This window comes from Phenylobacterium aquaticum (assembly GCF_947378715.1).
Classification (GTDB): domain Bacteria; phylum Pseudomonadota; class Alphaproteobacteria; order Caulobacterales; family Caulobacteraceae; genus Phenylobacterium; species Phenylobacterium aquaticum_A.
In genome coordinates this window covers 1-9,233 of sequence record NZ_CANCLE010000153.1, presented here as the reverse complement: position 1 = coordinate 9,233, position 9,233 = coordinate 1, and the positions used below count along the sequence as shown (strand labels likewise).

The 9,233-nt window shown below is 69.6% G+C and carries 13 protein-coding genes; 6 read left to right on the top strand and 7 right to left on the bottom strand.

Going from position 1 to position 9,233, the window contains the following annotated elements:
- A partial coding sequence (locus Q7P21_RS16690; protein ID WP_304170194.1) for a TetR/AcrR family transcriptional regulator occupies positions 1 to 671 on the bottom strand: 671 nt, incomplete at its 3' end.
- A 583-nt stretch (positions 672 to 1,254) separates the two neighbouring features.
- Here Q7P21_RS16690 and Q7P21_RS16685 point away from each other — a divergent pair.
- Positions 1,255 to 1,911 carry an aquaporin gene (locus Q7P21_RS16685; RefSeq protein ID WP_304170193.1) on the top strand — a complete coding sequence of 219 codons (657 nt, stop codon included), beginning with the start codon at positions 1,255 to 1,257 and terminating at the stop codon, positions 1,909 to 1,911.
- Positions 1,912 to 1,914: 3 nt separating this feature from the next.
- On the opposite strand, the gene ilvN is transcribed toward Q7P21_RS16685, so the two are convergent.
- Positions 1,915 to 2,463: an acetolactate synthase small subunit gene (gene ilvN, locus Q7P21_RS16680; protein WP_304170192.1), complete on the bottom strand. Its 549-nt coding sequence runs from the start codon at positions 2,461 to 2,463 to the stop codon at positions 1,915 to 1,917.
- A 156-nt stretch (positions 2,464 to 2,619) separates the two neighbouring features.
- On the opposite strand from ilvN, the gene Q7P21_RS16675 reads away from it, so the two are divergent.
- A complete protein-coding gene (locus tag Q7P21_RS16675; protein WP_304170191.1) occupies positions 2,620 to 3,495 on the top strand; it encodes a class I SAM-dependent methyltransferase in 876 nt (291 codons plus the stop codon).
- A 9-nt stretch (positions 3,496 to 3,504) separates the two neighbouring features.
- Entirely contained in the window at positions 3,505 to 3,864 is a 360-nt protein-coding gene (locus Q7P21_RS16670) for a hypothetical protein (RefSeq protein WP_304170190.1), read from the top strand.
- Here the strand turns inward: Q7P21_RS16670 and Q7P21_RS16665 are convergent.
- The gene (locus Q7P21_RS16665) at positions 3,861 to 4,265 is read right to left on the bottom strand and encodes a hypothetical protein (protein ID WP_304177994.1); all 405 of its coding nucleotides are present in this window, start codon (positions 4,263 to 4,265) and stop codon (positions 3,861 to 3,863) included. The two genes, Q7P21_RS16670 and Q7P21_RS16665, sit on opposite strands and share 4 nt — an antisense overlap.
- Before the next feature lie 157 nt (positions 4,266 to 4,422).
- Here Q7P21_RS16665 and Q7P21_RS16660 point away from each other — a divergent pair, with 157 nt between their 5' ends.
- Positions 4,423 to 4,944 carry a DUF1993 family protein gene (locus tag Q7P21_RS16660; RefSeq protein ID WP_304170188.1) on the top strand — a complete coding sequence of 174 codons (522 nt, stop codon included), beginning with the start codon at positions 4,423 to 4,425 and terminating at the stop codon, positions 4,942 to 4,944.
- A gap of 67 nt (positions 4,945 to 5,011) precedes the next feature.
- On the opposite strand, the gene Q7P21_RS16655 is transcribed toward Q7P21_RS16660, so the two are convergent.
- Complete coding sequence (locus tag Q7P21_RS16655) at positions 5,012 to 5,860, bottom strand: hypothetical protein (RefSeq protein WP_304177992.1); 849 nt, start codon at positions 5,858 to 5,860, stop codon at positions 5,012 to 5,014.
- A 126-nt stretch (positions 5,861 to 5,986) separates the two neighbouring features.
- Between Q7P21_RS16655 and Q7P21_RS16650 the strand changes: the two genes are divergently transcribed.
- Positions 5,987 to 6,625, top strand: a complete 639-nt coding sequence (locus tag Q7P21_RS16650) for a YceI family protein (protein ID WP_304177991.1) — start codon at positions 5,987 to 5,989, stop codon at positions 6,623 to 6,625.
- Positions 6,626 to 6,655: 30 nt separating this feature from the next.
- Positions 6,656 to 7,294: a glutathione S-transferase family protein gene (locus tag Q7P21_RS16645; RefSeq protein WP_304170185.1), complete on the top strand. Its 639-nt coding sequence runs from the start codon at positions 6,656 to 6,658 to the stop codon at positions 7,292 to 7,294.
- Here the strand turns inward: Q7P21_RS16645 and Q7P21_RS16640 are convergent.
- The 3 genes from Q7P21_RS16640 to Q7P21_RS16630 all read right to left on the bottom strand — a co-directional run.
- The gene (locus Q7P21_RS16640) at positions 7,291 to 7,773 is read right to left on the bottom strand and encodes a DUF4262 domain-containing protein (RefSeq protein ID WP_304177989.1); all 483 of its coding nucleotides are present in this window, start codon (positions 7,771 to 7,773) and stop codon (positions 7,291 to 7,293) included. The genes Q7P21_RS16645 and Q7P21_RS16640 overlap by 4 nt on opposite strands.
- A 148-nt stretch (positions 7,774 to 7,921) precedes the next feature.
- Complete coding sequence (locus Q7P21_RS16635; RefSeq protein ID WP_304177987.1) at positions 7,922 to 8,353, bottom strand: DUF4260 domain-containing protein; 432 nt, start codon at positions 8,351 to 8,353, stop codon at positions 7,922 to 7,924.
- 112 nt (positions 8,354 to 8,465) lie between these two features.
- Positions 8,466 to 9,233: TIGR02281 family clan AA aspartic protease (locus tag Q7P21_RS16630; RefSeq protein ID WP_304177985.1), on the bottom strand; the 768-nt coding region annotated here is incomplete at its 5' end.

Sequence of the window (9,233 nt, the reverse complement as noted above, 5' to 3'; positions counted from 1 at the left end):
GCCCTGGCGCGCTGGGCCTCGGCCTCGGCCATCAGCCGGTCGACCAGGTCTTCCTTGTAGCGCTTGAGCAGGTCATAGGCCCGCTCGATCCGGGCCGGGTCGTCGGTCAGCAGCATCTCGATCGACAGGCCGCGCATGGCGGCCATGTGCAGGGTGACCATGCTCTCGACCGCGTCGGAGTCCTCCACGCCGATCTCGCGGGCGAAGGCGACCATGAAGGTCCGGCGCCGCGCCTCGATGGCGTTGAACATGGCCGGCAGCTGGGCCGCCAGTTGCGGATCCGAGCGGGCCGCGACCATGATCTCCAGCTTGGCCATCACCGCCGGTGTGGTCTGGGCGCGCCAGACATTGTCGGTCTGGGCGATGAACTGGGCGCGCTTGTCGCCGTCGTCGTTCAGGGCGCGGGGCGCCTGGGGCCGCTCATCATAGCCGGAGGCGAAGGCGACCACCGCCAGCATCAGGTCCACCTTGCTGGGAAACTGGTGCAGCATGCCGCCCCGGCTGACCCCGGCCGCTTCGGCGATGGTGGCCAAGGTCGTGGCCGAATAGCCCAGGCGGTTCAGGCAGGCGACCGCCGCGTCGATCAGGCGCGCGCGCATGGCCGCCGTCCGCTCCGCCTGGCTGCGGCGCGGCGTCTTGATCGCATCGCTCATCGCGGGTTCCGACGCCATGGGGGCAGGGCTCTCCTCGGTCGGCAGCATGCTTGGCGGAAATTCACCCCGAAGCAAGCCTCTCCCCAGGGAAAGCCGCCGGCGCAACTGAGGGTGTCGCGCCGGCGCAGTGAGCCCACCGACATGGGATGCCAATGGGAGGATTAGGAGAGATCAGGTCCGCGCGTGGACCAGGCGTGGGCGCGGCGCGCGACTGTCGCCAATCGCAGGCCGGCGCCCCGACGTCCGGCCGCGAACCCCGCAATAGGGGCCGCTGGAAGGCCGGGCCGTCTTGACGTCATATCGTTTCTGAAAAAGGTCCGGCGCACCCTCGGTCCCGAAGGCTCTTGGGTGCTGAAAGGTCTAAAAAATCAACAGATCAAAATAACGAGCCTCGACGCCGCATGCCTTGCCTGTCGCCAGGCGGGGCGGCGACACCGACCCTCGACGTCAAATGGACCACGGCTTCAAACGGGCGTCAATAAACAAACCGTCCAAACGGTCGGTGTTTGGATCGCGCCCGCGACCCCTCCCATTTTGGGTCAGGCGCTTGCCACGGCCCTTCGAACCACTGTTATCGTGGGGCGAAACGGGAGGCTTCGACATGTCCAAGTACATCGCCGAGTTCATCGGCACGCTCTGTCTGGTGTTGTTCGGTTGCGGCGCGGCGGTGCTGGGTGGCGACCATGTAGGCCAGCTGGGCATAGCCCTGGCCTTCGGTCTGGCCATCATCGCCATGGCCTATGGGATCGGGCCGATCTCGGGATGCCACGTCAATCCGGCGGTCAGCCTGGCGGTGTTCATCGCCGGTCGGATGAGCCTGCGCGACATGGGCGGCTATTGGGTGGCCCAGTTCTCTGGCGCCCTGGCCGGCGCGGCCCTGCTGGCCGCCATCGCGGGCACGGCCCACGGCCTGGGCCAGAACGGCTGGGGTCCCGGCTATCTGGGCGAGTTCCCATTGCCCGCCGCGGCGATCTTCGAGGTGGTGATGACCGCCCTGTTCGTGATCGTGATCCTGGGTTCGACCGGGCCCGGCGCGCCGGCCGGTTTCGCGGGGCTGGCCATCGGCCTGACCTTGGCGGTGATCCACATCGTCGGCATCCAGGTGACCGGGGTGTCGGTCAATCCGGCCCGCAGCTTCGGACCCGCCGTGCTGGTGGGGGGCCAGGCCCTGTCGCAGCTGTGGCTGTTCTTCGTCGCGCCGGCGGTTGGGGCCACGATTGGCGCGGCCCTGTTCCGCTTCAAGATCCTGGCGACCTAGAGCCTAGATCGCCTCGCCGCCGCGGGTGATCGACAAGACGCCGGTCCGCGACAGCTCGACCAGGCCCAGGGGACGCATCAGGTCGACGAACTTGTCGATCTTGTGCGAGGCCCCGGTCAGTTCGAAGACAAAGCTGTCGATGCCGGTGTCCAGCACCTTGGCGCGGAAGATGTCGGCGATGCGCAGGGCCTCGACCCGGTCGGCGCCCGCGCCCTTGACCTTGACCAGGGCCAGCTCGCGCTCCAGGCCGTTGGGATCGCGGCTGACGTCCTGCACGTGGCGGGTGGCGACCATCTTGGTCAGCTGGGCCTCGATCTGGGCCAGCACGTGGGGCGCGCCTCGGGTGACGATGGTCACCCGGCTGGTGTGGGCCCGCCGGTCGGTCTCGGCCACGGTCAGGCTCTCGATATTATAGCCCCGCGCGGCGAACAGCCCGACCAGCCGGTGCAGCACGCCCGGCTCGTTGTCGACCAGTATGGCGTAGGTGGCCAGGCTCTCGGCCTCTTCCTGATGGGCGAGGTCGTAGACGGAGGCGGGCTGGGCGTCGGACATGGCGGCGGTCCTAAGGGGCGATGACGAAGCCACGACCTGTCACATGCCGGGCCCCGCCGCAACCGAGCGCATCAATCCGGCGCGCGGTTGCGCGGGGCTTGCGCGGCGCGCGGGGCTGGTCCACTCCATCGGCCGATGGCGGATCAGGATGACAGCATGACGGGCGAAGGCGTGGGACGCCCCTGTCCGGCCTGCGGCGGCGCGCTCGGCGCCTGGCGCCACGACTGGCTGTTCCGCTGCCGGGCCTGCGGCCTGCTGCACGCCGATTTCACCGTCGAGATCCCCGATGTCGCCGGCGGAGACCGGGTGGACGAGGCCCGCCGCGAGGCCGGGCTGGAGACCGTGCGCGAGCGCAACAACGCCCGCCTGCTGGAGGCCCTGGCCGCGATGGTCGCGCCGGGCGCCCGGCTGCTGGACGTCGGCGCAGGGCCGGGCTTCCTGCTGCGCCACGCCGCCCGCTTGGGATTTGCGGTGGAGGGCATCGAGCCCGACGCCAATGTCATCGCCACCGCCCGGGCCCAGGGCGCCCAGGTGCGCCACGGCTATTTCCCCGACGCGCTCGACGCCGACGACCGTTTCGACGTCATCGTCTTCAATGACGTGTTCGAGCACATCCCCGACATCACCGCAGCCTTCGCGGCCTGCGCCCGCCACCTCAAGCCCGGCGGCGTGCTCTGCCTCAACTGCCCCAACCGCGACGGCTTCTTCTTCAAGGTGGCCGAAGTGCTGGACCGGCTGGGGATGGGCGGGGCCCATGACCGGCTGTGGCAGCGGGGCCTGCCCTCGCCGCACCTGTGGTACTTCGCGCCCCGCGACCTGGCCCGCGCCGCCTCTGGCGTCGGCCTCGTCGCCGAGCGCCGCCTCGACCTCGACACCGTGCAGATCAAGGGCCTGTGGAGCCGCATCCGCTGCGTCCGCGACGAGCCCCTGCTGCGCTCGGCGGCGGCCTGGGTCTTCGCCGTCGCCACCTATCCGATCGCCCGCCTGGCGCCCGCCGACGCGGTGGTGTCCTTCTTCCGCAAGCCGGGCTGAGCCTCAGCCATGAGCCCGGGCGACGTCATCCTCTGCTCGGTCTTCGCGCTCACCCTGCCGGCCGGCCAGCTGATGTTCAAATGGGCCGCCCTGGGCCGCGACCCTGATCGCCCGGCGGTCGGCCTGGCCATGCTGACCAATCCCCGGCTGATGCTCGCGGGGGTCTGGTACGGCTTCACCGCGCTCTTCTGGTTCTATGTCCTGACCCGGGTCGCCTTCACCCGGGCCTATCCCTTCGCCATCGCCGGCTCGGCCCTGGTGCCGGTCCTGGCGCGGCTGGTGTTCAAGGAGCCTCTGACCCGGGCCATGCTCGGCGGCTATGTCCTGGTCTTCGCCGGTCTGGCCCTGGTGGTCTGGGGCGGCGGCTAGGCTCTCCGCGCGAGCAACCCGCCCAGCCAGGACAAGGGCAGGGCGGTGACCGCCAGGGCGATGGGATACCAGCCTGGCCCCATCTCCGGATGACCCAGCGAGACCGCCACCCCCATCAGGCTGAGCGCCAGCCCGATCCCGCCCAGGACCACCGCATGGGCGACCGGCCTGGCCTGCGCCAGCCGCGCCGCGATCCAGCCGCCGGCCACGCCGAACAGGGCGCGATAGCCGAAGGCCAGGGCGAACAGTCCCTGGCCCATCGTCTTGCCGCCGGTGGGAAACACGCCGACCGCCTGCAAGGCCGCATCGGTCGCCGTCGACAATCCGACCACCGCCGCCAGCCCGCCGACAACCGCCACCGTGCTGCGGCCCCAGCGCCGCCCTCCGCCCCCATTCGCCATGCTGTTCTCCTTCGCCCCAAGGACGCAGCAGACCCCGTCCTTCCGACATCGCCCAGCTTTTTCCACACGCCCCGGGTCAGGACGCCGAAAACCGCTGGCGCCGACCCGCCCGGGTCGCCGACACTGGGGGGATAACAAAACCCCTGGGGAGGCCCGCATGGCCATTTCGCTCTACGACGTCAGCGTCACTTCGTTCCTGCAGGTGCTGGGGGGCGTCTCCGGCTTCCTCGACCGCGGCCTGTCCCACTGCCAGGACAACAACATCGATCCGGAAGAGATCGTCGCCACCAAGCTGTTCCCCAACATGCTGCCCTTCCGCTTCCAGGTGCTGTCGGTCGCCCACCATTCGATCGGGGCCATCGAGGGGGCGAAGAAGGGGCTCTATTCGCCGTCCGCCACCATGGATCCGCTCGACTATGCCGGCCTGCAGAAATACGTCGCCGACGCCGCAGCGGCGCTGAAGGCCCTGACCCCGGACGAGGTCAATGGTCTCGAGGGCAAGGACGTCACCTTCCAGTTCGGCGATCACAAGATCCCGTTCGTGGCCGAGGGCTTCCTGATGAGCTTCTCCCTGCCCAACCTGCATTTCCACGCCACCACCGCCTACGACATCCTGCGCACCAAGGGCGTGCCGCTGGGCAAGCGCGACTATATGGGGGCCATGCGCATCAAGGCCTGATCCGGGCGGTCCCAAACCGACGTCATCGCCGGGCTTGCCCCGGCGATGACCTCAGGGCGGCGGGCGTTCAGTAGACGATGGGCGCCGGCTTGGCCGGATAGAGCTCGCAATTGTCCTCGGTCCAGTTCATGCCGCGCCGGGCGAGGTCGGCCTTCTCCCGGTCGAGGTCGGGATTGTCCAGGCAGGGCAGGATCTTGGTCATCGGGATCCGCTGCTGGGCGCTCAGCGCCAGGACGAACTTGGCCAGGCTCTGCTTCATCATCTGGAAGTCGGCCTGCTTGGCCCGGGTCAGGCCGTCGCGCGACCCGAAGCCTTGCGTCGCCAGGTCCCCCTCGCGGGCGTGGGCCCGGACCTCAGCGTCGCGGCCGAAGGTGTTGGGGGCGGCGATATAGTTGGCGGGCGAGGCCAGGCTGGCCGCCACCAGGGGCGCGCCGATCACGCTATAGGCCAGCAGCGCGTCGTCCTCGTTCAGCCCGACGAAGCGGGCGCTGAACCCGGCGTCGACCACGCTGGAGAACGCCACCCGGCCGGTGCGGCGCTCGACGATGCGATAGACGGCCCGGCTGCGGCTGTCGAAATCGATCCCGAACGCTGAGCCCTTCAGGTCGATGAACTCGATCTGCAGGCCATAGCGCGCCGCCACCGGGGTCGGGGCCAGCATGCCCGACTGGGCCAGCAGCTTCTCGACCTGGGGGCGGAACGCCTTCTGGTTGGCCTCGGCGAACCAGAAGGAGTGCTGCGACATGCCGGAGATGTAGTCGAGCACCACGGTGTGGGCGAGCGGATGGGTGGGCGGCAGGGCGAAGGTCAGCGCATTGGCCACCGGCGGCGACTGCAGGGCCAGCGCGGTCTGGTGGGAGGCGCAGGAGGCCAGCCCCAGGCTCGATATGGCCACCAGGCCCAGCAACCAGCGCATGCGGATCCCCTTCGCTCATCTGGCTCTAGCGCGGGGATGGATAACGGAAGATTACGCGCAGCCTGTCGGGACGGCGGGAGATGTCGCGTCTTCCAAAGGACACCACGCCTCGGATAGGGTTCCGCCATGACAATTTTCCGCCCCTTCGCCGCCCTCTGCGGCCTCCTCACCGCCCTGGTCCTGACCGGCGCCGCCCAGGCCGCCTGTCCCACCGGCCTGCCGCCCGGCGTCTATTGCGGCGACAAGGATCCGGCCGCCGCTCTGGCCGGGACCTACAAGCTCGACCCCATGCATGCCGGCGTCATCGCCCGGGTCTCGCACATCGGCTATTCGATGAGCATCTTCCGGTTCGACACCGCCCAGGCGACCCTGGTCTGGGATCCGGACCACCTGGACAAGTCCAGCTTCAACGCCGCGGTCGACACCGGTTCGGTGGCCACCAACGTGCCGGGCTTCGCCAAGGAGATCGCCGGGACCTATCTGAAGTCGGCCGACTTCCCCAAGGCGACCTTCGTCTCCACGGCCTTCCGCCGCATCGACCCCCTGCACGGCGAGATCGACGGCCAGTTCACCCTGCTGGGCAAGTCCAAGCCGGTGACCTTCAAGGTCGAGCTGATCGGGGCCGGCAAGGGCTTCGGCCATCCCCGCCTGGGCGCCCAGGCTGTCGCCTGGATCAACCCCCAGGACTACGGCATGTCCCCCTTCTTCCTCGATCCGATCCAGCTGGTGATCGACGCGGAGTTCGAGCAGACCCCTGCGAAATAGCGTTTCGGACCTGGCCGGGAGCCCACCGCCATGATGCTGATCGGCCAGTACGATTCCCCCTTCGTCCGCCGGGTGGCGATCGCGCTGCGGCTCTACGCCATCCCCTATGAGCACAAGCCCTGGTCCACCTTCGGGGACGCGGCGACCATCGCCGCCTACAACCCGCTGATCCGGGTGCCGACCCTGGTGTTCGACGACGGCGTCGCCCTGATGGACAGCTTCGCCATCCTCGAGACCCTGGACGAGAGGGTCGGTCCCGAGCGCGCCATGATCGCCGCGTCAGGGCCCGACCGCCGCGAGGCCTTCCGCCTGATCGCCCTGGCCGCCGGCGCCGCCGACAAGGCCGTCTCCCTGCTCTATGAGCGCGCCCTGCGCGGCGAGGCGCTCGAGATGTGGGTCGACCGCTGCCGGACCCAGGTCTGCGGCGCCCTCGACGCCCTGGAATCCGCCCGCGCCGCCCGGACCACGCCCTGGCTGTTCGGCGAGACCATCGGCCACGCCGACATCATACTGGCGACGATGCTGCGCTTCGTCCGTGAAGCCCTGCCGGGCGCCTTCGACCTCGCCGCCTGGCCCGCCATCTCCGGCCACGCCGCCAAGTGCGAAGCCCTGCCGGTCTTCCAGGAGATCAGCCAGCCCTACCACCTGGTGAAGCCGGGGGAGGGTTAGGGCCGCCACAGCGCCTTCTGCCGCCGCCCATAGGCGGGATCATAGCCGTCCTCCCAGGGCAGCTTGCCGGCGAGATCGGAGAGCACCAGCTGGAAGCCCTCCAGATCGGGACCGCTGGTCTTCTCTCGCCACCACCGGGCGAGATTGAAGTACTGGCTTTCGATCTGATCGGGATGCACCCGTCGCCAGACCATCTTCGCCCCGCCCTCCCAATCAAGCGCCCAGGCCTCGCCGTCCGCCAGGGCCAACTCACCCGCCTGAAGCTGGCTCACCGCCGCGCCGATCAGGCCGTTGCCCAGCTCGATCGGCACGTTGGAGACCACGATCTCCGGCGCGCCCACCGCCTGGCGCAGCCCGACCGTATAGGCGAAGCCGCCGGCCTCCTCGTCGCCCGGCACATAGATGGCGGTCCATCCCCGGCGCCGGATGGTGCGGTTCAGGTCCCAGAGAATCCATTGCTTCTGCAGCCAGAAGAACATCGCGCGCCCTCTTCGTTCACCCCAGAACAGAACAAATAGGGAACGGTTTCAAGGCCTGCCCGGCCGTTGAGTTCAAGTCGCCGCACAGGTGTGTCGCACAAGACACAACCTGGCGGAAGCCTTCCCGCGCGCGGCGCGGGCCCCCACCTTATCCCAGGTGGGTGTGCTTGAACCCTGTCGCGTATTTCAGGCCATATCCCAGCATCCGGTCGAAGCCGATGTGGGCGACCCAGATCAGGGCGACGGACACCGCCAGAGGTGTCGCGCTCCACAGGCCATAGGCGCCGAGCGCCGCCGGGCCCAGATAGCTGTGGCCGAGATTGTAGCCGACGGCCCCGATCCGGCGGCCGGCCAGATAGCCCAGCATCGAGACATCTGGGACCAGGAACAGGAGCGCGAACAGCATCCAGCCAGAGCCCGCCTGGCTATAGGCCGCCGCCGCAACGGCCAGCACGACGCCGCCTTCAAGACGCAGGATCGCCTTGGGGCCGCCGACCGCCTGGCCTCGGGTCTGGGGGACCGGCGCCGCCTTGGCGCGGCGGGCGGGGCGGGTTTCGGCGGTGGGGGACAGGGTCGACATGGCGGGCCTCCGTGGGGCTGTGTCCGTGGAACAGCCTCAGCATGCCAGACCGCCAGCTAAACGCGATTGCGCAAACCCGTGGGGCGGCGGTTCAAAACCGCATGGCCGGGCCTCAGCCCCGCCAGCGCAGATACAGCTTGTCGCCCTTCACCTGGAACGACTCCAGCTTGCCGAGGAAGCTCATGCCCAGCAGGGAGCAGTCCATCGCCGCCTGGTTGACGATCAACGGCATGTCGGTCAGCCGGATCGGGCCCACCGCCAGGCTGTCGGCCTTGAAGTCGGCGCCATAGCCCACCCCGTTGGCGGTCTGGGACGGTCGGCCATAGGAGAGCTTGCCGAGGTCCAGGCCCAGGCGCCGGGCGTCGGCGGGGCTCAGCACCGTGTCGGTCGCCCCGGTGTCGACCATGAAGCGCACGGCCTGGCCATTGACCTGGCCGATGACGAAGAAGCCGCCGCCCCGCGCCTGGGTGACCACCAGTTCGTGGTCGCCGCTCTCCGTCGGCCGGGCGCCGGCCAACTCGCCCCGCACCCGCTGGACCACGCCGGTGAGCTCGCCGCGATAGCTGTAGCCCAGGATCAGCACCACCACGACGCCGGCCCAGAGCGCCACATGCCGCGCCTTCTCCCCCCAGCGGATCGGCCCACCGCGCAGCAGGGCCGAGGAGAGCAGGGCGATCAGGGCCACGCTCCGCGCGGTCCACATCCAGTCCTCACCTGAACTCACCGCCCCGGGATAGGCCTGGGCCAGCCCCCAGACGGCGGCGCCCACGGCGACCATCAGCCCGATCCAGACCAGCAGCCGCTGGCGCGAAATGGGCGCGCGCGACGGCGCGGCCTTGGGCGCCTCCGGGCGCGGTCGCCCCCACGGTCCGCCGTCGTC

What these genes read in the sequence shown, in the direction of transcription:
- Q7P21_RS16685 (WP_304170193.1), top strand. Translation starts at nt 1,255, where the DNA reads ATGTCCAAGTACATCGCCGAGTTCATCGGCACGCTCTGTCTGGTGTTG.
- ilvN (WP_304170192.1), bottom strand. Translation starts at nt 2,463, where the DNA reads ATGTCCGACGCCCAGCCCGCCTCCGTCTACGACCTCGCCCATCAGGAA.
- Q7P21_RS16675 (WP_304170191.1), top strand. Translation starts at nt 2,620, where the DNA reads ATGACGGGCGAAGGCGTGGGACGCCCCTGTCCGGCCTGCGGCGGCGCG.
- Q7P21_RS16670 (WP_304170190.1), top strand. Translation starts at nt 3,505, where the DNA reads ATGAGCCCGGGCGACGTCATCCTCTGCTCGGTCTTCGCGCTCACCCTG.
- Q7P21_RS16665 (WP_304177994.1), bottom strand. Translation starts at nt 4,265, where the DNA reads ATGGCGAATGGGGGCGGAGGGCGGCGCTGGGGCCGCAGCACGGTGGCG.
- Q7P21_RS16660 (WP_304170188.1), top strand. Translation starts at nt 4,423, where the DNA reads ATGGCCATTTCGCTCTACGACGTCAGCGTCACTTCGTTCCTGCAGGTG.
- Q7P21_RS16655 (WP_304177992.1), bottom strand. Translation starts at nt 5,860, where the DNA reads ATGCGCTGGTTGCTGGGCCTGGTGGCCATATCGAGCCTGGGGCTGGCC.
- Q7P21_RS16650 (WP_304177991.1), top strand. Translation starts at nt 5,987, where the DNA reads ATGACAATTTTCCGCCCCTTCGCCGCCCTCTGCGGCCTCCTCACCGCC.
- Q7P21_RS16645 (WP_304170185.1), top strand. Translation starts at nt 6,656, where the DNA reads ATGATGCTGATCGGCCAGTACGATTCCCCCTTCGTCCGCCGGGTGGCG.
- Q7P21_RS16640 (WP_304177989.1), bottom strand. Translation starts at nt 7,773, where the DNA reads ATGTTCTTCTGGCTGCAGAAGCAATGGATTCTCTGGGACCTGAACCGC.
- Q7P21_RS16635 (WP_304177987.1), bottom strand. Translation starts at nt 8,353, where the DNA reads ATGTCGACCCTGTCCCCCACCGCCGAAACCCGCCCCGCCCGCCGCGCC.